Source organism: Shewanella litoralis, from assembly GCF_009828585.1.
Classification (GTDB): domain Bacteria; phylum Pseudomonadota; class Gammaproteobacteria; order Enterobacterales; family Shewanellaceae; genus Shewanella; species Shewanella litoralis.
Window position 1 is genome coordinate 102,945 of the sequence record NZ_WSRZ01000008.1, and the last position, 22,582, is coordinate 125,526.

Sequence of the window (22,582 nt, forward strand, 5' to 3'; positions counted from 1 at the left end):
GATTATGGAAGAATTAACAAAATTAGGGCTCACAGTCACAGAGTTACGTTTCGCATTAGATACCTTCTACTTTTTAATTTCGGGTGCGTTAGTCATGTGGATGGCGGCAGGTTTTGCCATGTTAGAAGCTGGCCTTGTCCGCTCTAAAAACACCACAGAAATTTTAACTAAAAACGTGTGTTTATATTCTATTGCCTGCGCAATGTTCTTACTTGTTGGTTATAACATTATGTACGTCGACAATACTGAGGGTGGTATTTTGCCATCGTTTGGTTCGTTGATTGGCTCACAAGCAAGCGATGCAGATCATGCTTTAGAGTCTGACTTCTTCTTCCAGGTTGTGTTTGTTGCAACAGCGATGTCTATCGTATCTGGTGCAGTAGCAGAACGTATGAAACTGTGGGCATTCTTAGCTTTCTCTGTGGTAATGACCGCGGTTATTTACCCTGTTGAAGGTTACTGGACATGGGGCGGCGGATTTTTATCAGAAGCCGGTTTCTTTGACTTTGCTGGTAGCGGTATTGTGCACATGGCTGGTGCAGCGGCTGCGATTTCGGGAGTATTACTACTCGGTGCGCGTAAAGGTAAGTATGGTGCCAACGGTCAAGTTAATCCGATCCCAGGTTCAAATTTACCGATGGCTACGCTAGGGATGTTCATCTTATGGATGGGGTGGTTTGGCTTTAACGGTGGTTCACAGTTATTAGTGTCTGACGCTGAAAATGCAACAGCAGTGGCTAAAATCTTTGTAAACACAAACTCTGCAGCGGCCTTTGGTGCTATTTCTGCTCTGTTGGTTTGTAAGGTTATTTGGGGTAAAGCTGACTTAACCATGATTTTAAACGGTGCATTAGCAGGTTTAGTTGCTATTACAGCAGACCCATTATCACCATCATTCTTAATGGCAGCTGTGATTGGTTTAGTCGCCGGTGCTGTGGTTATCTTCTCTATTATTGCATTAGACCGTGTTAAAATTGATGATCCAGTCGGTGCGATTTCTGTCCACGGCGTAGCTGGTTTCTTAGGCTTAATGTTAGTGCCTTTATCAAATGCCGACGCAAGCTTTGGTAGCCAGTTATATGGTGCAGCAGTTATCTTTATTTGGGTATTTACTGCATCGCTACTCGTATGGTTTGTGTTGAAAATGACCATGGGTATCCGTGTAACAGAGGAAGAAGAATACAACGGCATGGACGTGTCTGACTGTGGTGTTGATGCATACCCTGAGTTTGTGAGTGTTAAATCAGCAAGCTAATTTTATTCGTCAATCACGTATAAAAAACAGAACCTTCGGGTTCTGTTTTTTTATATTTGTAGTAAGTTGGTGACATACGATGTAAATAATACCATTGCGCATTAATAAGTGACCACTCAGAATGCGTCCAGCGGTTTTTGATTAAGGCGTCGCTATGCAGTCATGGTTGTTCCCTTTCAAATAGCGAGAACGTAAAGCAAAAGCCGCTGGGGCATTCCTTTGTGGTGAGTTTTAAAAGGGCTTACACTGCGTTGCATGACTTCGAAAGAGAATAACTATTCATTCAGTCATTCGCCTTGTTTAAGCCCTTTTAAATTCTCGCTGAGAGATCATTTACTAACGCGCAATGGTATAAAGAGGCATATGGCAATGGTGAATCAATTTAAGTTGGCTTGCGTACTATCGATGCTGATGTTGAGTTTGGCTGTGAATGCCGGCACTGTTGTGGTGCGCAAGTCATCTGAACCTTTTAATGCTTTTGCGGTGCGTGATGAGGTGTTATTGCAACATGAATGGCAAGAGTTAATTAAACAACAACAGCAGCTAAATATTTTGCAATCACTGCCTTTAAACTGCATTTCTGTTGCGGTGACTTATCTTTATTTTCAATGTGGCCAACAACATTACCGACCGTATCAATATCAAAACCAGCAATTATTCATTGAAATTGACCCTTATCAACGCAATCCATCGTTGCCCAAATAGACATCATAGCCCGTAATGGGCTATGAAATACGTGTTGATTAGTGGCTGAAAGTCGGGCCATTGACTACGCTTTTAGATAGCTTATTACTATCTGAGGGCTGAATTATGTTCGCTTATCACTCAAGCAGGAGCGCAAATAGGGCGTTGAGCCCAATCGAAAATGGATTTTTAGCTTGTGTAAAAAAGTTGTGTTTACGCCCTCTACATTTATATAAAATCAGTGTCAGGGTATTTATCTTAATTGTCATGATATGTAGCGTAACCGCTTGTCAGTCTCCCTCGCCTGCAGTAAAACAACTTGATGTGCAGACTCTATTTAAAGATGAATTATTTACGCCAGTCAGTACCATTCACGTTGATGATATTTATCGTTTGCCTGACGCCTTCGTTGCTAAATTTAGACGCCAATATCAATCTGAAAACTCACTTCGTAATCAAAACAAATTAGCCAATGAATGGTTAGCGCAATACATTGGTGCACAGGCGGGTGGGTTTGAATATCGCGATCATTACACTCGCTCTGCCAGTGAAACCGTATTAAATCGACAAGGCAATTGCATGTCTTTGGTTGTGTTGTCTGCTGCGCTAGCTGACGTGTTGAACGTTCCGGTTGAGTTTAACGATATTGATGTGGAACCTATTTGGGACCGTCGCGGTGGTTTTTTCCTGGTAAATGGACATGTGAATTTGACTCTGATGCCACCAGAAGATAATCATACCGTGCTGTTTAGAGGTGCAGAAGTATTGGTTGATTTTTTGCCTGAGCGTTCGGTTCGAGCATACAAGAAAAAGCAGGTCAATAAACGCCAACTGAGCGCAATGTATTATAACAATATTGCTGCCGAAGCTTTAGTTAATAATGATTATGACAGGGCTTATGCTCTGGTTAAAAAAGCCATTGTGTTACATCCTCGTTATGTCGCTGCCATTAACACACTTGCTGTGATCTATCGTCATAAAGGTGACAACGTGAGCGCGGAAAAAGTGTATCGTGCGGCGTTGCATGTTGACCCACAAGATTTGTCGACTTTGTATAACTTGGCCTTAATCTTGGGTGAGCAAAATCGTTTAACTGAATGGGCGCAAGTACATAAAGTACTTGAGCTTGCTCGAATTAATAATCCTTTTTATTATTTTGATATGGCTCAGCAAGCTTATTTTGATAAGCAATATCAAGATGCATTAGTGTGGTACAAACGTGCCGTTGAGAGGGCAGATTATCGCCATGAGTTTTATTTTGGCTTATCGCGAGCATATTGGGCTACGGGTGAGGAGCGATTGGCAGAGAAAAACATGAAACGGGCTTTAGCATTGAGTGATGACAGTAACAAACAACGTTACCAAAGTAAGTTACAGGCAATGAGTCGACATTAAGGTAAGCGACTTTGCGTATTATCGCGTGAGCTGGTTATAATGTTGTGCCGGTTGGTAGCTATTTTGCTCTGCTAAATCGAGTATTTCTTGGTAACGATAAGACTGTTTTAATGCAGAGATTGCACGGTCAACAATGGCGGCAGTGTGTTCGTCGTGGCATGCAATTTTGCGTTCAGCTGGAGCAAATAATGCCAGCTCTGTCACCGCGAGATTAGTATCGAGTTTGTCACGAAGAAGGTGGCGATAATATTCAAAAATACGGCGTTCAAGCACAATTGATTGTGTATGGCCATTAAACAGCATGACTACCTGACTTTTTTGATTTGATATTTCGCTGTAATTTGAGCTTGTTGTTGCTATCGCTTTAAATTCGTCTCCGAGATATTGTTTCGCATTTTGAAATCCCAACATAGAGATGGACTCAAGATCTTGTATGTTATGAACCTGCAGATTATTTTTAGTTAAATAAAACACACTATTTTGATACTCAATTAAGCTTTGGGTATAAAACAGCCCCTCAACATTATCTGGTGTGTTAACCATGCAATCGATTATTTTTGTGTTAACCAGGCGTTGTGCGCGTAGATTAGGCGCATGAACCAGCTCTTTTATTTCTATATGATTAAGGCCGAGTGCGGCAACCAGCAAGTCGTATTGTACCCCTTGAGCTTTATCGGCAAAAAAGTATGGCGCGATACTGTTGCTGGTTGAAAAGCTAATTTGCTTTATATTTGGTAAAGATACTTGCTGATAGTATTCAGCATGTTGGTTAACTAATGGGTGCTCTGTATCTGCCGCAACCACAACAGCTTCGGTTGCTGAAATGGCATGGCCGACGAATAAGTTAAACGTAAAAAGCAAAAAAAACATGCCAAATTTCAAACGTTAACCTCCTTTAACTGTCTAGTTGTATTGAGTGCTAAGATCCTAACTACCTTGTTTAATTTACGTTAATCATTAACAAAAATCATTTTAATGAGTGTTTAATAAATTACCTGAATTTAAGTTATCACATTACACGCTGGCAACTGTTCTGATCACAATGGGAACTCTTGCAATAACCACAATAAAATATTTTTTATCGGAGTCGTTAAGATTGCTAAAACCCGCTGTAATTCCAATACCATTGGGCGACTTAATGTTATCGCTCAACGTATCATCTAATGATAGCTGCAATACCTCTAACTATCGGCATTAATGAATAATACTTGATTGATTTGTCTATAAATACTGGTTAAATTGAAGATTCATGTTCATTTTCCTGATGTACTTTATTCATTTTTATATCAATTTTATGAATTAAATTTTCTGTTTTTCAATCTATTGAATCAGAGTTCCTGTAGGTTTTGCCGGAGTTGTAACCACTATGTATTATCAAAATGACGATATTCGTATCGATGAAATAAAAGAATTGCTGCCCCCTATCGCGATTCTTGAACGATTTCCGGCAACTGAAAATGCATCGGCAACCGTGTTTAATGCGCGTAACAATATCCATCATATTTTGACCAGGAAGGACGACCGCCTATTAGTGATTATTGGTCCTTGCTCTATTCATGATCCGGTAGCGGCACTTGAGTACGGACAGCGTTTAGTGGCATTGCGCGAACAATATAAAGGTCAGCTTGAAATTGTGATGCGAGTCTATTTTGAAAAGCCTCGTACAACAGTTGGCTGGAAAGGATTAATCAATGACCCTTACATGGACAATAGTTTTCAATTAAATGATGGTTTACGTACCGCTCGCAAACTGCTGGTGGATTTAAACGAGAGTTGCATGCCAACTGCGGGTGAGTTTTTAGACATGATTACTCCACAATACGTAGCTGACATGATGTGCTGGGGGGCAATTGGAGCGCGTACTACTGAGTCACAAGTACATCGTGAGTTGTCATCTGGCTTGTCTTGTCCTGTTGGGTTTAAAAACGGCACAGATGGCACGATTAAAGTGGCAATCGATGCGATTGGTGCGGCGAATGCACCACATCATTTTTTATCTGTGACTAAGTTTGGTCATTCTGCGATTGTATCGACTAAAGGCAACCCCGATTGTCATATTATTTTGCGCGGTGGTCGAGAGCCTAATTATAGCGCTGAACATGTTAAAGATATCTCGGCACAATTGGGCAAAGCGGGTTTGGCTGACAACATTATGATCGATTTTAGCCATGCCAACAGTAGTAAAGACTATAAGAAACAAATGCTCGTTGCTAAAGATGTCGCCGGGCAAATTTCTGCAGGTAACCAAGCTATTTTTGGTGTGATGGTTGAGAGCCATTTGGTGGAAGGTCGTCAAGACTTAGTGGAAGGTGTAGCGCTGTGTTATGGACAAAGTATTACCGATGCCTGCATAGGTTGGAGTGATACCGAATCATTGCTTGCGACACTAAGCCAAAGTGTGATTGAGCGTCGCAAAAAGTAACTCATTAATATTAATAAAAAATAAGGCGCATTATGCGCCTTATTTTTTTACCTGTTCGACTAGGTATTCATTTGCTTTTGCCAAGCTGCCAAAGGCTGAAATAAGATTATCACGGCCTTTATCTTGCAATTCTGGGTTACCAGATTCAATCATCATCCATACCCAGGTTTGTATTAGTTGTAATGGTGGGTATTGAACTTTCGTGCTATCCAACATAAAGCATCCTTCACACTGTAAATCGTTGTTTGCTTATAACCAAACAGTCGTTTATTTATGCCTCAAGAGTATCAAATAATATCCACAGAAATAACTCTATTTGGGCTTTAAAAGCACTAAATGACGAAATAAAACCAAATTATAGTAGTAAGGTATATGTTTGTTTTTATTTTCGTAAGTCAAAAGTCTTACTTGTTTTGAGGTGAATACTAAAAATATGATACGAATCTGCGATTGTAATACCATTGCTTGTTAATAAGTGATGACTCTGCGAGAGTTTGAAAGTGCTTAAACAAGGCGTATGACTGAATTAATAGTCGCTTTCTTTTGAAGTCATGTAACACGTGTAAGCCTTTTTTAACTCTCACCTGAAAGGAATGCCACAGCAGCTTTGCTCGACTTCTGTTATGTGAAAGGGAATAACCATGACTGCATAGCGATGCCTTAATCAAAAAACACTGGATGTATTTAGAGGTCACATTATTAATGTGGATGGGTATAACAGTAGATTGTGACGTAAGTCTGATAAGAAAATGCTTTATAATAAGACAATACTGATAAACCTCATGATCACATTGCCACGCTAAGCGGCCTAACATTGGAGTAACGATGAGACCTTCTGCATATTTTGAAGGCCCAGTAGGGAAACTAAACTGGCATGTTTTACGATTATTATGGCCCTATCTTATTGAGTTTAAAGGCCGAGTACTATTGGCCATGTTGTGTTTAATTGTTGCCAAAATTGCGAGTGTCGGCCTGCCGTTTATTTTGAAAGATCTTGTCGATACCTTAGATAAGCCGAGCACGGCACAAGCGTTAGCTGTACCGTTTGGTTTAGTCATCGCATATGGCGCAGTGCGTTTTTTGAATGTGATTATTGGCGAGGTGCGGGACACATTATTTGGCCGAGTCACAGAACGTGCTATTCGTCGACTTGGGCTGGCTGTGTTTGATCATTTGCATCGATTAGATCTTGATTTTCATCTTGATCGCCGTACCGGTGGTTTGTCTCGAGATATTGAGCGAGGCACAAGTGGTGTGAGCTTTTTAATGCGCTTTATGGTGTTTAATATTGTGCCTACGTTGCTCGAAATCACGTTAGTGATTGGCATCTTCTTTTTTAATTACGGTGTTAATTTTGCGCTCATCACCTTAGTTTCAGTGATTGCCTATATTGGTTATTCGATAAGGGCAACGGAATGGCGTACAGGATATGTGCGCGATGCAGCCAAAGCTGACTCACTTGCTAATACCCGTGCGATAGACAGCTTGTTAAATTATGAAACGGTAAAATACTTTAATAACGAGCACTATGAATCACGACGATATGATGATGCTTTAGCTCAATGGGAAGTCGCTAAGCGTAAAAACCGCTTATCGTTATTGGCTCTTAATGGCGGACAGGCATTGATTATTGCCATTGCAATGACTGCAATGATGGCATTAGCCGCACATCAGGTCGCATTAGAGCTAATGACTATTGGTGATTTTGTATTGATTAATGCTTTTATGATGCAGCTGTTTATTCCGCTCAATTTTTTAGGCTTTGTATACCGTGAAATCCGTGGTGCATTAGCTAATATCGAACGTATGTTTGACATTATGGCTAACGTGCCGCATGTAGAAGATAGGCACAATGCTTCAATATTGAGTCCAAGCGTTGGGGCAATAAAATTTAATGATGTGAGTTTTCAATATGATCAACGGTCTATTTTAAAGCAAGTAAGCTTTGATGTGCCAGCGGGCCAAAAAATTGCTGTTGTCGGCGACAGTGGTGCAGGTAAGTCGACCATTATTAAGCTTTTGTTCCGCTTTTATGATGTAAAAAGTGGTGCAATTACCATTGATGGTGTCGATATACGTGATTTGACTCAACTCGCATTACGTAAAGCGATTGCTGTAGTGCCTCAAGATACAGTGCTATTTAATGATTCAATCTATGAAAATATTCGTTATGGTCGCCCAGATGCGACAGAAGAAGAGATTAAGCAAGCCACTCAACTTGCTCATTTAAGCGACTTTATTGAGTCATTACCTGATAAAGGTAATACCAAAGTTGGAGAGCGTGGTTTAAAACTATCGGGTGGTGAAAAACAGCGCGTCGCTATTGCGCGGGCAGTGTTAAAGGGCGCACCCATTTTAGTGTTCGATGAGGCAACATCCTCATTAGACTCTCGCTCTGAGCAAGCAATATTAAGTGCTTTGCGCGACGCCGCAAAAGGCCACACAAGTTTAGTTGTCGCGCATCGTTTGTCGACCATTATCGATGCGGATCAAATCGTGGTGCTTAGCAAAGGGGTGATCGTTGAACACGGTACTCATAGTAGTTTATTAGCGCAACAAGGCTTGTATTCACGTTTATGGCATATCCAACATGAGCAAAATGAGTCGCATGCAAATTAATGAAAAGGGTTAACGGGGTCAGCACTATTATGAGTGCTGTATTCTCGTGATTGAACTTTATGTCTATAGATGAGTATTGTTACATTTATAATGAATGATTGTTTTGACGACAAAGATTAACGCAGTTACCCTTATACCTAATTAACTTGAAGATGCTCCTAACCATCAATTCTCAGGTTGATTGGGTAAAAAAACAATATCAGTAATACAACCTATACTGCTTTGTTTTATAAGAGTTTTTAATCAATTAGTGTTTTAATTAAGGTGCAAAATGATGTATGGAGGTGACTTGTGCATAATATTGCGTTGATTGCGGCGCTTGAAGGCACCCGACATCAAGTGACAACGGATTGGTTTGCGATTATGGCCATGCTGAAAACGCGAAATATGTCAGATGATGCAATTGAGATCGTGTATAACGATTTGTGTGCAGGGTTACGTGTGACGACTCGTGGGTTGACGTTAGCTAAGGCTGTTGAAAAGCCGCTGACAGAGAATATTGTTAAGTAGGTCTATCGACCACCACTTTCGAAAAAATGTTATTCCGCTTTAATTTTCAATATGCCTAGTTCACATCTAATTACCTCAAAAAAACTTGGCAATAAGGTTAGCCATTTAGGCATAGATGTGAGTTAAAAATGTGCAATAAGTCAAAAGCGAGTGGTTAAGCGGATTATTTATAACAGAATAACAAGCAGCAGTAGGTGTTACTGATAGTTGAGGCTATTTTTTGCGCCAACCGATGCAGACCATTTTGATCAAAGACTTTGGAGAGGTGTCGAGTACTAAACGTTTAATTTTACCGTGCTCAAAGCACACAAGTTCACCTTCGATCTCAATCATGCGATCGCAGTTTTTACAGCTAGCACTTAAGCTTTTTTCGTTAACAGGTATATTTTCCGCTGCAACTTTCAACATATGATCCTTGGCTTACAAGTGTTCCTAAATCACATCAATCTAAATTAATGTGATCAATATCAAATTCTATTCTACACCCTATTAGTATTTTCAGCAAAGCCCTGCTGTACAAAAAAAGATATATCAGTACTACCTAATTAGTATACCCAAACTACTTGAAGAGACGTGTTTCAGAGCTTCACCGAGTTTTCAATACTAGGCGCGTTAATGCGGTAATGTAGGTACCTTATAAATTGACGCAACAACGTAGTGATAACACGGTGAAACTCCCAAGGGGCAAGTTTTACACGCGTTTATGCTGTGTTATTGATTTTGGAAAGGGAACGACCATTACCCGCAATCAATGCCTTGCTTAAACGCGTGTAAATTCTTGCTGAAATCGAGCATCTTCAGGTAGTTTGGGTATAAGTTAGTAGACTTATTGCATGTGTCGATAATGTTTATCGAGTGTCACGGCAACGCCCGTGGTTTGCACAATGCGGGCATGGTGCCTAGTAAGGTGTCTTGGATCGGTAACGCCACATGAATGGGCAATCATCGTTAAATCATAATGCAGAAAATGATTATAATTAGCCACGCGCGCGGATTTGTCTTTAGGGTCTAATCCTTGCTGTAAACGAGTGTTGTGTGTAGTGATGCCGGTAGGGCAGGTGTCTTTATTGCACTGCAGTGACTGAATACACCCCAAAGCAAACATATTGCCTCTGGCGGAGGCGATAAAGTCAGCTCCCGTTGCTAAAGCCCAGGCAACATAAGATGGCATGACTAATTTACCCGTGGCGATAATTTTTATCCGCTGCTTTAAACCACGCTCATTGAGTAAATCGACCAGTAAAGGCAAGCTTTGCTTTAGGGGTAAGCCTACATTATCCATTAAGGCCTGAGGTGCTGCGCCTGTGCCGCCATCTGAGCTGTCGAGAGTAAAAAAGTCTGGCGCAGACTCAATACCGCGCCGCTCAATTTCATCACATAAATCGTTCACCCAGGTAATATCACCTAATACGGCTTTAATCCCTGTTGGTTTACCGGTGATGTCACGTACTTGATTAATCATGTCAATAATATCGGCCACGCAGGTAAATTCGATATGACCATTTGGACTAATAGAATCTTGACCGACAGGTATGCCTCTTATTGCAGCTATTTCTTCGGTAACTTTAATTGCGGGTAAAATGCCGCCTTTACCAGGTTTAGCGCCTTGGCTTAATTTAATCTCGAACATTTTCACTTCAGGATGTGCCGCGACTTCGGCAAGCTTTTTAGGGTCTAAATGGCCTTGTTCATTACGCACACCATACTTTGCAGTGCCGATTTGAAAGACTAAATCACAATGACCTTTTAAATGATGCGGGCTCAAGCCACCTTCACCGGTGTTTAGCCAGCAACCCGCTTGAGCCGCGCCATGTGATAATGCCGTAACTGCTGGACGAGATAAGGCGCCGAAGCTCATTGCGGAAATATGGCAAATTTTGTCCGTGCTATAAGGATGCTGGCAGTGTGGCCCTACCGTTACCGCGACAGTTTGATGTTGGTCATGATCACTTATAGGAAAGGCTGAGTTCATAAACATTACAGTGCCAGGCTTATCCAAAGCTTGAGTCGACCCGAATGCGATGGTGCGATCAACATTTTTAGCAGCACGATAAACCCAGCTACGTTCAGCACGATTAAATGGCAGTTCTTCACGGTCTTGCGAGAAAAAGTATTGTCTAAAAAACTCGCCTTGTTTTTCAAATAAGTATCGAAAGCGACCAATCACAGGGTAGTTATGTCTAATTGCCTGCTTTGTTTGCAGTTTATCGGCGATATACATATAAACCACAGCAATCAATAATAGCCAAAACAGCACCAAAAATAGACCTGAGAAAATGTCTATTCCCCACATAAACCAATGTTGTTGCGGCATGATACTGTCCTTATTTAACAAATATTTTTATTACCATATTAGCAGAGATGTCTTTGGGCAAGTTAAATTGATGATACTAATCAGTAGGCTAACGTTACTCGACGAAAATGATGTAAAAATATGACTATCATGGCTTCAGAAATAAACCCTTTGGTCGATAATTAAGCTATCGGCCATTGTAAGTGAGTTAAGATTATGGACATTAAAAACACCAATACCGCGAGTGTGAACTCGCAGACTAACAATCAAACTAACGCTCAAACGACAGCCAACCAACAAGCAACTAAAAGCGCGGCCACAGAGCCTAAAATGACCAACAGTCAACTTAGTCGTCAAATGATGAATAACTCGATTCTTGCTGCGCAAGAAGAAGTGAGCATTGCCGCGGGTGATAAGTCGATGGCACTGCTTTATCGCGCAGCTATTGAAGCCATTAACGAAGAGCTCGCACCGACCCTAGGCGAAAATTCGGTACAAAAAAATGCCGAAGAAGGCATTGATTATTCGCCTGAAGCTACGGCCGATCGTATCGTGAGTTTTGCGACAAAGTTTTTTGCTACCCATCAGCAACAAAATCAATCAATGGGGTTTGATGACCAAGTTAGTAGCTTTATGGTGAAAATTGGCGACGCCATCGATCAAGGCTTTAAAGAAGCCAGTGATATTTTGTCTGGGCTCAAAGTATTGCAAGGCGACATTGCCGAAGGGGTCGATCAAACCTATGAATTGATCCAGCAAAAATTGGCTCAGTTTGCACAAGACCGGTTAGATGCTAACGCCGCTAAAGCAGAAGCAACAGAGGATTAATCTTGTGTTGAGATTTTTACACTCACCGACATATGCTGTTCGCAACGATAAAAAAACTTAGGCTGTTAATTGAGCAAATATCTGTATAGATTAGTATTATTATTCATACCAATCTCAAAGGATAATCGCCATGTGGATTAACGGTACTGTCATTAAACGCATAGACTGGAATGACAAATTATTTTCTTTGCGTATTAAAGCTGATATTGAGCCCTTTATTGCCGGGCAATTTATTAAGTTAAGTCAAATGCGCGATGATAAGCGCGTTGCCCGCGCTTATTCCCTCGTTAACCCGCCCGGCACAGATTATGTTGAAGTGCTTGCTGTCGCAGTTGAAGATGGTCAGTTATCGCCTGATCTGCAAAACCTCATTCCGGGCGACACCATAGAAATCACCCCTAAAGCCACCGGGTTTATGACCTTAGATGAAATTCCTCAAGGTGCATTACAAGGTAAGCACTTATGGTTTTTGTCGACGGGTACCGCCGTTGGGCCGTTTATTTCAATGTTAGCCACCCAAGAGCCTTGGCAGCGGTTTGAAAAAGTGGTGCTTGTTTATGGCGTCAGACTCGCAGAGGATTTAGCTTATTTAGACACCATTAAACAGCTTCAAGCAAAACATCCGCAACAATTTGTGTTTATTCCTATCGTGACCCGCGAAGATTTTCCTGATGGACTCTCTTGCAGGATCCCAGATGGCTTGAGCAGTGGATTAATTGAACAAAAAGCCGGTTTGGGGATAAATGCTGAACATTCGCAAGTGATGATTTGTGGCAATCCGGGGATGATAAGTGATGCACAAACAGCGTTAATTGACAAAGGACTGGCAAAAAATCTGCGCCGCGCACCTGGGCAAATTACCGTGGAGAAATATTGGTAACTTGCAATTTTGACCAATTAAAACTGGTACAAAGGCGACGCTGTTTACATTCTGTTGGTTTAAAATACGAAAAAATCAAACAGCACTTGCTCAATATGTGACGTTTATTTATTATGTATGCAATTGATAATTATTATCACTTACATTCTAAAGGGCTTATTTAAGCTTGATCACAGGAGAGTGCCACAATGAAATTGCTTAATAACGTTGCATGGTTAGGGTTAGCCGGTATGGCTTTTTCGGTCAGTGCAGCTGAACCTCTAACCGTCTATTCTTATCGCCAAGCATTTTTAGTTGAGCCTATTTTAGCGCAGTTTACTGAACAAACTGGCGTTAAGGTTAACGTGGTGTTTGCCAAAGATGGCATTGCTGAACGTATTGCCCGCGAAGGCCGTTTATCGCCTGCTGATGTGGTATTAACCTCTGACTTTTCTCGCTTGATGGAGTTGGTTGAGAAAGATTTAGTTAGCCCAGTTAATAGCTCTGTCATTAATGAAAATATTCCTGCTCAATACCGTTCGCCTAAAAATGATTGGGTAGCCTTAACCATGCGCGTACGTAACGTGTACTCTTCAAAAGAACGCACAGGTAAGATTGATATTAATTACGAAGATTTAGCATCTGCACAATACAAAGGTAAAATCTGTACTCGCAGTGGTAAACACCCTTACAATGTCGCCCTGGTGGCTTCAATGATTGCTCACGATGGTGAAGCGAAAACCAAAACCTGGCTAGAAGGCGTAAAAGCCAACCTTGCGCGTAAGCCACAAGGTAATGATCGTGATCAGGTATTAGCGGTTAAAGAAGGGTTATGTGATATCGCCATCGGTAATAGCTACTACTTCGGTAATATGTTGATGGATAAAAACCAAAAAAGTTGGGCTGAGGCCGTTAACATTAATTTCCCTAATCAGCAAAACCGTGGCGCGCATATCAACGTATCAGGTATGGCATTAGCAAAACACGCGCCTCATAAAGACAATGCAGTTAAGTTAATGGAGTTTTTAACTTCAAATGTTGCCCAAGGAATGTATGCCGAAGTCAATATGGAATATCCGGTTAAAGCAGATGTACCACCGTCTAAACTTGTCGCTTCTTGGGGGGACTTTAAAGCGGATTCATTGCCTATCTATAAATTAGCCGAGCACCATCAAGCCGCGGTTAAATTACTTGATGAAGTTAAATTTGATCTGTAACTGAGTTATAGGGAAAATTTCAGATAACAACAGTGTCGGCACATTATTAACCTTTAGTAATGTGCCGTAATTAATTCGGTAAACGTTATGATTTTAGGGTTAACCAGAAGCTGGTCGCTTGCTGGTTATGTGATAACAGCAATATTATTGTTACCACTTTTAGCATTAATCGTACAGGCAACATTGCCAGACGAAGCGGTTTTCTCTCATCTGTTTAATACAGTATTACCCACCTATATTTTCAATAGCCTGATATTAATGTTGTTAGTGGGCTTAGGTTCATTAATCATTGCCTTACCTGCGGCGTGGTTTATTGCCCGTTGTGAGTTTCCTGGCCGGCGTTATTTTCAATGGTTGTTATTATTGCCCTTAGCCATGCCGGCTTACATTGTTGCGTATGTTTATACCGATATGCTTGATTATGCGGGCCCGGTACAACGTGCATTGAGGGCTTGGTTTGAGTGGCAAACACCCCATGATTATTATTTCCCTGCAATACGAAGTATTGGCGGCGCAGCCATTGTATTGTCGCTAGTGTTATTTCCATATATTTACTTATTAGCTCGCACCGCATTTATGGAGCAATCATCGAACTTGCTGCACGCATCTAAAGTTATGGGATGTGGACCATGGCGCAGTTTTTGGCGATTAGCTTTGCCAATGGCAAGGCCTGCTTTAGCTGTTGGCGTTGCATTAGTTGCCATGGAAACCGCCGCTGATTTTGCCACTGTCAGCTATTTTGCGGTACCGACATTAACCACGGCGGTATACGATACCTGGTTAGGTTATGGCAGCTTAACCGCGGCGGCTAAACTCTCAGCAATCATGTTATTAGTGGTTTTCTGTATGGTCGGTGTGGAACGTTTTGCCCGGCGTAAACAACAGCTTTTTCAAAAACAAGCGAGATTAGATGAGTCCGACAGGTACCATTTAACCGCAGTAAAAGCCTGGACTGCATGGGGCTATTGTATAGGCTTATTAACCCTCTCGTTTTTATTACCGTTTGCCATTCTATGTGGTTATGCCGTTGATTACTTTGCCGAGAGTTGGGATATACGCTTTTGGCAATACAGTTTAAACAGCTTGTACATTGCCGCAATAGTCAGTGCAGTTTGTGTGGTATTGGCCGTGGTATTAATGTTTTTAAGGCGAGTGAGCCCACGCTCGAGTGATCATCTAGCCTCACGCCTAAGCAGTACTGGCTATGCATTACCCGGTACCGTATTGGCCATCGGTGTGCTGGTGCCCCTCACTTACATCGATTTTGCCATCAATGATGTCATGGATTGGATGGGCGCTCAGGGCCCTGGATTATTATTTACTGGCAGCATATTTACACTAATATTTGCCTTTTGCGTCCGCTTTGTTGCCATTGCGATTGGCAGTTTAGAAAACAGTTACAAGCGAATTTCCCCCTCATTGGACATGGCAAGCATCACATTAGGGCAATCGCCAATGCAATTATTGCGGCGAGTGCACTTGCCATTATTGCGTAAAGGTATGTTTGCCGGTGCGTTATTGGTGTTCATTGAAAGCATGAAAGAGTTACCCGCGGCACTATTATTGCGCCCAATTGGCTTTGAAAATCTGGCTACGTATGTGTTTCAATTTGTCTCAGATGAAAAGCTAGAGCATGGCGCATTAGCGGCCATTGTGATTGTCATGGTAGGGTTAATCCCATTGATTTATTTGAACCGTTCGTTGGAGCAGTCACACTAATATGTCGACTTTATCTATCAGCAATGTCAGCAGTGACTATCAAGGTCACGTGATATTACATCAGTTAAATTTAACCCTTCAACAAGGTGAAATTGTTGCCTTGTTAGGCCCAAGCGGTTGCGGTAAAACCACGCTATTGAAAGCCATCGCGGGTTTGCAAGGTATTAGCCAGGGCAGTATAAAAATTAACGGTCAAGTGCTCAGTGGTGAAGGTGTGTTTATTGCCAGTGAACAGCGCGGTGTTGGAATGATTTTTCAAGATTATGCGCTGTTTCCGCATTTAACGGTGGGCGATAATATTTTGTTCGGTGTAAAAGGCTTAAATAAGCTTGAGCGCCAAACAAGATTAGAAGACATGCTTGAATTGGTTAAGTTAACCGGGCTCGGTGGGCGATATCCTCATGAGCTTTCTGGTGGGCAGCAACAACGAGTATCTATTGCTCGAGCACTGGCATATGAGCCAGAACTGATGTTACTTGATGAGCCTTTTTCTAACATTGATGCACAAGTTAGGCATGAGATGATGCTAGAAATTCGCGCGATATTAAAACAACGTAATGTCAGTGCGGTGTTTGTCACTCACAGTAAAGATGAGGCATTTGTGTTTGCCGATAAACTTGCGTTGTTTGAGCAAGGGCATATCGTTCAACATGGCGCCGCAGAAACCTTGTATGCTAATCCTCATAGCCGTTATGTTGCAGACTTCCTTGGCACCACTAACTATTTGCCAGTGACAGTCTCAAGTGATCTGCTGCTTGAAAGCCCTCTGGGAGTGTTAACCAGTGCTAGCCTATTACCACACGTAGCGGGAACCCATGGTCAATTATTGTTAAGGCCGCAACAAATGGCGTTGCAAGCCGATACACAGGGGCAAGCCAAGATTATCGATAGACGATTTTTAGGCACTGTGTGTCATTATAAAGTTAACCAAAACGGTGTTGATTTAGAGGTGAGCAGCCCTGTCATGAATTTTGAACCAGGACAACGCGTGCAGTTGACTGTCGTTGGCCACCCTTTTGTAGTTTTTAATGACGCAAACTTACCTACCTAATTACCCTAAGAGACGTAAATGTGAGTGTTCTTCAAGTAATTTACCCATATTTAGGCTAAAGTGGTTTGGCTTAATGGTGTTAAATCTAATATCATCAATTTGTTAAGTGATAAACATTTAGGCCGACAAACAGTATTAAGGTGGATGAGTTTATATGGGTAACCAAGTTATGCCTCGTGAACAGTTAGGAATATGCGCAGAAGGAAATTTACACAGTGTGTATTTGATGTTTAATGCCATTGATGGTGTTGAAGAGCAGTTACGCCCATCAATTGCTAATGTGGCGCAATACATATACGAACTCACGGACCAATATGCCGACAGTGCTTTTAATGGCTTTGTGGGGATTGGCGCTAACTTTTGGGATACTTTTTATCCTCAAGCTCGGCCTGCATTATTAAAGCCTTTTCCGGCGATGAACGAAGGTAACCGTGACGCTCCTGCAATGGAGTATGATATTTTTGTGCATATCCGCTGTGATCGCTACGATATTTTGCATTTAGTGGCCAATGAGATTAACCAAATGTTTGAAGACTTGGTTGAACTGGTTGATGAAGAACGTGGTTTCCGCTTTATGGACAGTCGCGATTTAACGGGCTTTGTCGATGGCACAGAAAACCCGAAAGGGCGTCATCGTCAGCAAGTTGCATTAGTGGGTAATGAAGATCCTGAGTTTACATCTGGCAGTTATGTACACGTGCAAAAATACAAGCATAACCTCAGTAAGTGGCACAGGTTACCACTTAAAAAACAAGAAGATATATATGGTCGCACTAAGGTTGACGATATTGAATATGAGTCTGAAGATAAGCCGTTAACCAGCCACACGAAACGGGTTAATTTAAAAGATGATCAAGGTAAATCACTTGAAATTTTACGTCAGAGCATGCCTTATGGCTCAGTAAAAGAGCAGGGGTTAGTGTTTATTTCTGTATGCAGTACACCTGAACATTTCGAGAAAATGTTACGCAGCATGGTACATGGCGATGCCCATGGTAATCACGACCATTTGATGTTATTTACCAAAGCTTTAACCGGATCTTCTTTCTTTGTTCCTTCTCTGGATTTTTTAACCCAGTTTGACGACGCGTAATCGATGCTATTTCGCTTTGCGTTTTCTTAGGCAATAAAAAAGCAATGCCATGGCATTGCTTTTTTACATCTTAACACTGTTGGTTAAGCGTAACGCTAGAATTTAAATTCACTTTAACCGGTTTATTATTCGCTATAGTTAAACAGTGATTTAACGGTTTCTAGGGTATCATCAATTGTTTTGATACTCGCAGGGCAGATAAAAATAGTGTCATCTCCTGCAATGGTTCCTAAAATACCTTCCGGCTTACCTATCGAGTCGAGTAAGCGCGCAATAAGTTGTGCAGCACCTGGGCTGGTTCTGACCACAATCATGGCTTGATTATGGTCAACATCTAGCACGAGATTTTTTAATGGGCTGCCAGCGGTTGGTACACCTAACTCCGCGGGTAAGCAATACACCATCTCTTGCTTAGCATTACGTGTGCGTACCGCGCCAAATTTGCTGAGCATGCGTGATACTTTTGATTGGTTAATATTGCCGAATCCTTCAGCTTGAAGCGCAATAACAATCTCACTTTGGCTTCCAAAACGCTCTTCTTTCAGAATCGCCTTAAAAGTTTTAACGAGCTCATCCTGATTTCTTGTTGCTGGCATAGTGATATTTCATCTTATAGTTGTTATTCAAAAAACTTGCACATTTTGAATAGATCCACTGATTAAGTCAAGAAAGAATCATATTTTTTGAATAAAAATTCAAATAAAAAGTGGAACTTTATACTGACACCTTGCAGTTAATATGAACAATTATCACCGCGATATAGCAGTTATGGGGCTTTAGTTTGCTCGCCTAAGTCATTTAAGCGGCTAAGCACTAATAACGTATCACCATTTTTAGCCAGTAAATTGAGCTTCCCATTTGAAAAACCTGCATGCTGTACTAATGATATTGCTTGCATTAAGTCGGCTTCTTGCGCCATTAATGAATCGATACATGCTTTCATAGTGGCGCCAACAGTGGTGAGCTGTAATTGGTTACCTTGTTGAGTATATTGGCCAAAAAATTGATTACAGCTATTGTTACCCGTGAGTTGTCCGTCTTGAGCAAACACGATATTGGCTGGGCTGTGGTAAATAGCAGGCGTATCGAGAACGGTTTCGACATGCCAGGTGCCAATGAGTTGATCGCTTGAGAGCTGTAATGGCTGGTTTTGACAAGCGCTGAGGCCAATGAATAAAACGGCGGCAGTAAGAATAGGCTTTATCATATTGTTAATGTTCCTAAAATAACAAAAGCCATTATTCTACTATTTGTTCAGCGCATTTAGGGGGATAATGACTCAATTATTGGTTTAATTAACACAATTTAACCTGTTCACGAGTACACCATATGATCAAACTACTCAAAATTTTACACTTTGTTGGCATCGCCATGTTGCTGGTGGGTGTGTATTTATACCTGCAAACAGAGCTTGGCCAGCAAGTGAGTGGCATGTTAGTGATTGCCTTGCTCATTGGGATTGGCACGTTAATTATGTCGCCGTTACCTGTTGCACTGGTTATCGAGTGGGCACGAAAACAACCTTCTTCTTTCAATTCAAAGGAATAATCATTGTCATTCATCGTCCGTAAAGCGGTATTAACCGACGCCAAAGCCATTGCGCACTTAGAGCGTGCCCATGTTGATGACGAACTTACTACTCATAATGGCATTTTACATGCTCATTCGTTAACCATTAGCGAAGTTAAACAATTAATTATTCAGCATTGGATAGTGGTTGCCGAGCAACAAGGCGACATTATCGGTTATGTTATTGCCGCGAAATGGGCTTTTGTTTCTTCTCAGCCCTTGTATCGTAATATTATTCAGCGGATTAAATTTGCTGATTTTGAGGGGCGTCCTTTATCGACCACCAATACCTGCCAATATGGGCCAGTGTGGATTAATCAATCATACCGAGGTAACGGTATATTTGAGGCAATGGTTAATGAACTTAAATCGCTTTTAAAAGACCGATATCCGTTTATGGTGACCTATATTGCCGCCGATAATGCCCGTTCACTCGCTGCGCACCAAAATAAAGCGGCTATGCAGATATTAGAAAGTTTTAGTTTTGAGCAACGTGATTATCAATTGCTGGTCACTGAAACACAACCGTAAGCGGATGTGCCACAAAGTGGCCGTGGGTGATGCAGCGGCTGCTTATACCAATTCCATTAATTATCTGGTCATTCAGCGGGAGTTCTGTGTCTTCTAGGCAAGTAATAGAATTGTAGGCATAGTTGTTCTACGTCAAAATGCTATTAAGCAGAATAGAAGGCACAGAAACCCGCCTTGTAGGAGGCACTCAGACTGTCCATTTCTTTGTTGCATTGCCTTAGAAGGGAATAACCATTATTTCAACAATGCGCCTCAAACTGAACAATCTGAGTGACTCTGATTGTTCACATAATTAATAGAATTGGTATTAAATCAATGCTGCACTGGGGGACTGATGACAACTCGTTTTAACACACTTTTTGAACCGTATTTGGCGCTGACGCTGTCGGCCTTTGATAATATGAAGCTGGTTGTTGCTGTGTTGTCTGAGATTAATGAACCCTATCAATGCGTTGAAGCTAAGATGTCAATATCGCCTGTCAATACTTCAATGGAGGCAGGGTATTTTGTACGTTGGGATGATGTATGGCTATTTTGCGGGTTAACGAACTCCTATTGTGCTTCTATTGTGTTGTTTACTGAGATTGAACGAATTGATATGACATCATTAACGAGTCTCAAGATCCCTGTAATGACGATGCAACAAGTTGGGTTTATGTGTGTTGAAAGTGCCCATTTTGATCACTGCTAACGTCTGCTATATGCCCATCATGTTGACCGTTTCACGATAGCTGCATAATAATAAGTGGCCTGCTTTCACTGTGATAACGCTGATAAAGTTGCATTATCTCTGCAGGAACTTGAGCTATATGAGCGGGTTGTAGCCATTGAAATTGTTGTTGCTGATATAACGCCTGCAAGCTGATATCGGTGAAAAGGAAGCACTTTTGCGCGACTAATGTGGGCGCAATAAATTGAAGTAGTTGAGTCGCTAGCTTTTTACCCCGCAGGTGTGGCGCCACTAATAAGCCGCTGATCAGCTGATATTGACCAACATGTTTAATTCTTACAGCAGCAATGATTTCGCGAGACTCCAAACCTTCACGACCAGAGGTGATCGTTGAATTTGCCTCATTGTGTGGCACCGCTTGCGGATTAGCAGTATCGAATGCTTTGGCATCATCTTGATAAATAACAGCAACAGACTCTTTGCTCGACACTCTGGCATAAGCCATGTGTTGGCGATAAAACAACTTAATTGCTGACCACTGCTTTTTTTGCTGCAACGAGGCAGTGGAATGCTCATATTGAGTGGGTAAGTTAGTATCTACCCAGCGGATGTTTATCATAATGTTTATTTTTCTAATATTAACAAAAAACCGCCCTGCGGCGGTTTTTGTATGGGCTAGACTGCTCGGTTAATTATAAACCGGCGTCAGCACGTAATGCTTCAGCTTTGTCTGTCGCTTCCCATGGGAAAATATCGCGACCAAAGTGACCATAAGCTGCAGTTTGTTGATAGATTGGGCGCGCCAAATCTAACATTGCCGTTAAGCCATATGGACGTAGTTCGAAGTGTTGACGCACTAACTTAATCAATACTTCTTCAGACACTTTACCAGTACCGAATGTTTCGATACTGATTGAAGTAGGTTCTGCAACACCAATTGCATAAGACACTTGCAGCTCACAGCGATCAGCAAGACCGGCAGCAACAATGTTTTTAGCAACATAACGTGCTGCATAAGCTGCGCTACGGTCTACTTTTGATGGGTCTTTACCAGAGAAAGCACCACCACCGTGACGTGCCATACCGCCGTAGGTGTCAACAATGATCTTACGACCGGTTAAACCACAATCGCCAACAGGACCACCAATGACAAAACGACCGGTAGGGTTAATAAAGTATTTAGTGTCTTTATTTAACCACTGTGCAGGTAATACTGGCTTGATGATAGTTTCCATTACGGCTTCAATCAAATCAGCTTGAGTCACATCTTCACGGTGTTGGGTTGATAGTACGATTGCGTCAATACCAATGATTTTGCCTTCATCGTAGGCAAAAGTGACCTGGCTTTTTGCATCTGGGCGTAACCAAGGTAATGTGCCATCTTTACGCACTTCAGACTGACGCTTCACTAATTTGTGAGCATAAGTAATTGGTGCAGGCATTAATACGTCGGTTTCATTGCTGGCATAACCAAACATTAAGCCCTGGTCGCCTGCGCCTTGCTCAGCAGGGTCGGCACGGTCAACACCTTGGTTGATGTCTGGAGACTGTTTGCCAATCGCGTTTAATACGGCGCACGAATCAGCATCAAAACCCATATCTGAATGAGTGTAGCCAATTTCACGTACCGTTTTACGGGTAATTTCTTCAATATCGACCCAAGCAGAAGTAGTGACTTCACCGCCAACTAGTACCATGCCTGTTTTAACATATGTTTCGCACGCAACACGAGCTTTTGGATCTTGCTCAAGGATTGCGTCTAATACCGCATCAGAAATCTGATCGGCGATTTTATCTGGATGACCTTCTGAGACCGACTCAGAGGTAAACAAGTGCTTTGCCATAATAGGAAAATCTCGTTGGTTGC

At 41.7% G+C, this 22,582-nt stretch carries 23 protein-coding genes; 15 read left to right on the top strand and 8 right to left on the bottom strand.

Annotated features, from left to right (window positions below):
- The first annotated feature begins 4 nt into the window (after positions 1–4).
- The 3 genes from GQA99_RS08700 (at position 5) to GQA99_RS08710 (ending at position 3,334) form a co-directional block, all read left to right on the top strand.
- A complete protein-coding gene (locus GQA99_RS08700) occupies positions 5–1,255 on the top strand; it encodes an ammonium transporter (protein ID WP_160053503.1) in 1,251 nt (416 codons plus the stop codon).
- A gap of 363 nt (positions 1,256–1,618) precedes the next feature.
- Complete coding sequence (locus GQA99_RS08705) at positions 1,619–1,960, top strand: hypothetical protein (protein ID WP_160053504.1); 342 nt, start codon at positions 1,619–1,621, stop codon at positions 1,958–1,960.
- A gap of 246 nt (positions 1,961–2,206) precedes the next feature.
- Positions 2,207–3,334, top strand: coding sequence for a tetratricopeptide repeat protein (locus tag GQA99_RS08710; RefSeq protein ID WP_160053505.1), 1,128 nt, complete (start codon positions 2,207–2,209; stop codon positions 3,332–3,334).
- 18 nt (positions 3,335–3,352) lie between these two features.
- Here the strand turns inward: GQA99_RS08710 and GQA99_RS08715 are convergent, their stop codons facing one another.
- The gene (locus GQA99_RS08715) at positions 3,353–4,204 is read right to left on the bottom strand and encodes a transporter substrate-binding domain-containing protein (protein WP_189386224.1); all 852 of its coding nucleotides are present in this window, start codon (positions 4,202–4,204) and stop codon (positions 3,353–3,355) included.
- A 496-nt stretch (positions 4,205–4,700) separates the two neighbouring features.
- Between GQA99_RS08715 and aroG the strand changes: the two genes are divergently transcribed.
- Positions 4,701–5,756 (top strand): 3-deoxy-7-phosphoheptulonate synthase AroG, encoded by a 1,056-nt coding sequence (aroG, locus tag GQA99_RS08720; RefSeq protein ID WP_160053506.1) that lies wholly within the window; start codon positions 4,701–4,703, stop codon positions 5,754–5,756.
- A 39-nt stretch (positions 5,757–5,795) separates the two neighbouring features.
- Here aroG and GQA99_RS08725 read toward each other — a convergent pair whose 3' ends face one another.
- Positions 5,796–5,972: a hypothetical protein gene (locus tag GQA99_RS08725; RefSeq protein ID WP_160053507.1), complete on the bottom strand. Its 177-nt coding sequence runs from the start codon at positions 5,970–5,972 to the stop codon at positions 5,796–5,798.
- 609 nt (positions 5,973–6,581) lie between these two features.
- Here GQA99_RS08725 and GQA99_RS08730 point away from each other — a divergent pair.
- Together GQA99_RS08730 and GQA99_RS08735 are read left to right on the top strand one after the other, a co-directional pair.
- On the top strand, positions 6,582–8,375 hold the full coding sequence (locus tag GQA99_RS08730; protein ID WP_160053508.1) for an ABCB family ABC transporter ATP-binding protein/permease: 1,794 nt from the start codon (positions 6,582–6,584) through the stop codon (positions 8,373–8,375).
- Positions 8,376–8,666: 291 nt separating this feature from the next.
- The gene (locus tag GQA99_RS08735) at positions 8,667–8,885 is read left to right on the top strand and encodes a hypothetical protein (RefSeq protein WP_160053509.1); all 219 of its coding nucleotides are present in this window, start codon (positions 8,667–8,669) and stop codon (positions 8,883–8,885) included.
- 213 nt (positions 8,886–9,098) lie between these two features.
- On the opposite strand, the gene GQA99_RS08740 is transcribed toward GQA99_RS08735, so the two are convergent.
- Positions 9,099–9,293 (bottom strand): hypothetical protein, encoded by a 195-nt coding sequence (locus tag GQA99_RS08740; RefSeq protein ID WP_160053510.1) that lies wholly within the window; start codon positions 9,291–9,293, stop codon positions 9,099–9,101.
- 418 nt (positions 9,294–9,711) lie between these two features.
- Entirely contained in the window at positions 9,712–11,199 is a 1,488-nt protein-coding gene (locus tag GQA99_RS08745) for an FMN-binding glutamate synthase family protein (RefSeq protein WP_160053511.1), read from the bottom strand.
- 195 nt (positions 11,200–11,394) lie between these two features.
- Here GQA99_RS08745 and GQA99_RS08750 point away from each other — a divergent pair, with 195 nt between their 5' ends.
- The 6 genes from GQA99_RS08750 (at position 11,395) to GQA99_RS08775 (ending at position 17,945) form a co-directional block, all read left to right on the top strand.
- Positions 11,395–12,006, top strand: a complete 612-nt coding sequence (locus GQA99_RS08750; RefSeq protein ID WP_160053512.1) for a DUF5610 domain-containing protein — start codon at positions 11,395–11,397, stop codon at positions 12,004–12,006.
- 130 nt (positions 12,007–12,136) lie between these two features.
- Positions 12,137–12,886 carry a ferredoxin--NADP reductase gene (locus tag GQA99_RS08755; RefSeq protein ID WP_160053513.1) on the top strand — a complete coding sequence of 250 codons (750 nt, stop codon included), beginning with the start codon at positions 12,137–12,139 and terminating at the stop codon, positions 12,884–12,886.
- Between the two features lie 188 nt (positions 12,887–13,074).
- Positions 13,075–14,082 (top strand): Fe(3+) ABC transporter substrate-binding protein, encoded by a 1,008-nt coding sequence (locus GQA99_RS08760; RefSeq protein WP_160053514.1) that lies wholly within the window; start codon positions 13,075–13,077, stop codon positions 14,080–14,082.
- An 87-nt stretch (positions 14,083–14,169) separates the two neighbouring features.
- Positions 14,170–15,801 (top strand): ABC transporter permease, encoded by a 1,632-nt coding sequence (locus GQA99_RS08765; protein WP_160053515.1) that lies wholly within the window; start codon positions 14,170–14,172, stop codon positions 15,799–15,801.
- Between the two features lies 1 nt (position 15,802).
- On the top strand, positions 15,803–16,852 hold the full coding sequence (locus tag GQA99_RS08770) for an ABC transporter ATP-binding protein (RefSeq protein ID WP_160053516.1): 1,050 nt from the start codon (positions 15,803–15,805) through the stop codon (positions 16,850–16,852).
- Between the two features lie 154 nt (positions 16,853–17,006).
- Entirely contained in the window at positions 17,007–17,945 is a 939-nt protein-coding gene (locus tag GQA99_RS08775) for a Dyp-type peroxidase (protein ID WP_160053517.1), read from the top strand.
- Positions 17,946–18,070: 125 nt separating this feature from the next.
- On the opposite strand, the gene argR is transcribed toward GQA99_RS08775, so the two are convergent.
- Entirely contained in the window at positions 18,071–18,541 is a 471-nt protein-coding gene (gene argR, locus GQA99_RS08780; protein ID WP_160053518.1) for a transcriptional regulator ArgR, read from the bottom strand.
- A 170-nt stretch (positions 18,542–18,711) separates the two neighbouring features.
- A complete protein-coding gene (locus tag GQA99_RS08785) occupies positions 18,712–19,152 on the bottom strand; it encodes an META domain-containing protein (protein WP_160053519.1) in 441 nt (146 codons plus the stop codon).
- 122 nt (positions 19,153–19,274) lie between these two features.
- Between GQA99_RS08785 and GQA99_RS08790 the strand changes: the two genes are divergently transcribed.
- The 3 genes from GQA99_RS08790 to GQA99_RS08800 all read left to right on the top strand — a co-directional run bounded on the left by GQA99_RS08790 (position 19,275) and on the right by GQA99_RS08800 (position 20,736).
- Entirely contained in the window at positions 19,275–19,493 is a 219-nt protein-coding gene (locus GQA99_RS08790) for a hypothetical protein (protein WP_160053520.1), read from the top strand.
- Positions 19,494–19,496: 3 nt separating this feature from the next.
- Entirely contained in the window at positions 19,497–20,045 is a 549-nt protein-coding gene (locus GQA99_RS08795) for a GNAT family N-acetyltransferase (protein ID WP_160053521.1), read from the top strand.
- Positions 20,046–20,379: 334 nt separating this feature from the next.
- Positions 20,380–20,736, top strand: a complete 357-nt coding sequence (locus tag GQA99_RS08800; protein ID WP_160053522.1) for a hypothetical protein — start codon at positions 20,380–20,382, stop codon at positions 20,734–20,736.
- Between the two features lie 31 nt (positions 20,737–20,767).
- Here GQA99_RS08800 and GQA99_RS08805 read toward each other — a convergent pair whose 3' ends face one another.
- Complete coding sequence (locus GQA99_RS08805) at positions 20,768–21,334, bottom strand: GNAT family N-acetyltransferase (RefSeq protein ID WP_160053523.1); 567 nt, start codon at positions 21,332–21,334, stop codon at positions 20,768–20,770.
- A gap of 73 nt (positions 21,335–21,407) precedes the next feature.
- The gene (gene metK, locus GQA99_RS08810; protein ID WP_160053524.1) at positions 21,408–22,559 is read right to left on the bottom strand and encodes a methionine adenosyltransferase; all 1,152 of its coding nucleotides are present in this window, start codon (positions 22,557–22,559) and stop codon (positions 21,408–21,410) included.
- Positions 22,560–22,582: the final 23 nt, after the last annotated feature.

Coding starts and splice junctions, on each gene's coding strand:
- argR (WP_160053518.1), bottom strand. CDS start 18,541: ATGCCAGCAACAAGAAATCAGGATGAGCTCGTTAAAACTTTTAAGGCG.
- GQA99_RS08725 (WP_160053507.1), bottom strand. CDS start 5,972: ATGTTGGATAGCACGAAAGTTCAATACCCACCATTACAACTAATACAA.
- GQA99_RS08765 (WP_160053515.1), top strand. CDS start 14,170: ATGATTTTAGGGTTAACCAGAAGCTGGTCGCTTGCTGGTTATGTGATA.
- GQA99_RS08755 (WP_160053513.1), top strand. CDS start 12,137: ATGTGGATTAACGGTACTGTCATTAAACGCATAGACTGGAATGACAAA.
- GQA99_RS08790 (WP_160053520.1), top strand. CDS start 19,275: ATGATCAAACTACTCAAAATTTTACACTTTGTTGGCATCGCCATGTTG.
- GQA99_RS08775 (WP_160053517.1), top strand. CDS start 17,007: ATGGGTAACCAAGTTATGCCTCGTGAACAGTTAGGAATATGCGCAGAA.
- GQA99_RS08760 (WP_160053514.1), top strand. CDS start 13,075: ATGAAATTGCTTAATAACGTTGCATGGTTAGGGTTAGCCGGTATGGCT.
- GQA99_RS08770 (WP_160053516.1), top strand. CDS start 15,803: ATGTCGACTTTATCTATCAGCAATGTCAGCAGTGACTATCAAGGTCAC.
- GQA99_RS08805 (WP_160053523.1), bottom strand. CDS start 21,334: ATGATAAACATCCGCTGGGTAGATACTAACTTACCCACTCAATATGAG.
- GQA99_RS08705 (WP_160053504.1), top strand. CDS start 1,619: ATGGCAATGGTGAATCAATTTAAGTTGGCTTGCGTACTATCGATGCTG.
- GQA99_RS08730 (WP_160053508.1), top strand. CDS start 6,582: ATGAGACCTTCTGCATATTTTGAAGGCCCAGTAGGGAAACTAAACTGG.
- aroG (WP_160053506.1), top strand. CDS start 4,701: ATGTATTATCAAAATGACGATATTCGTATCGATGAAATAAAAGAATTG.
- GQA99_RS08740 (WP_160053510.1), bottom strand. CDS start 9,293: ATGTTGAAAGTTGCAGCGGAAAATATACCTGTTAACGAAAAAAGCTTA.
- GQA99_RS08715 (WP_189386224.1), bottom strand. CDS start 4,204: ATGTTTTTTTTGCTTTTTACGTTTAACTTATTCGTCGGCCATGCCATT.
- metK (WP_160053524.1), bottom strand. CDS start 22,559: ATGGCAAAGCACTTGTTTACCTCTGAGTCGGTCTCAGAAGGTCATCCA.
- GQA99_RS08700 (WP_160053503.1), top strand. CDS start 5: ATGGAAGAATTAACAAAATTAGGGCTCACAGTCACAGAGTTACGTTTC.
- GQA99_RS08800 (WP_160053522.1), top strand. CDS start 20,380: ATGACAACTCGTTTTAACACACTTTTTGAACCGTATTTGGCGCTGACG.
- GQA99_RS08785 (WP_160053519.1), bottom strand. CDS start 19,152: ATGATAAAGCCTATTCTTACTGCCGCCGTTTTATTCATTGGCCTCAGC.
- GQA99_RS08750 (WP_160053512.1), top strand. CDS start 11,395: ATGGACATTAAAAACACCAATACCGCGAGTGTGAACTCGCAGACTAAC.
- GQA99_RS08745 (WP_160053511.1), bottom strand. CDS start 11,199: ATGCCGCAACAACATTGGTTTATGTGGGGAATAGACATTTTCTCAGGT.
- GQA99_RS08710 (WP_160053505.1), top strand. CDS start 2,207: ATGATATGTAGCGTAACCGCTTGTCAGTCTCCCTCGCCTGCAGTAAAA.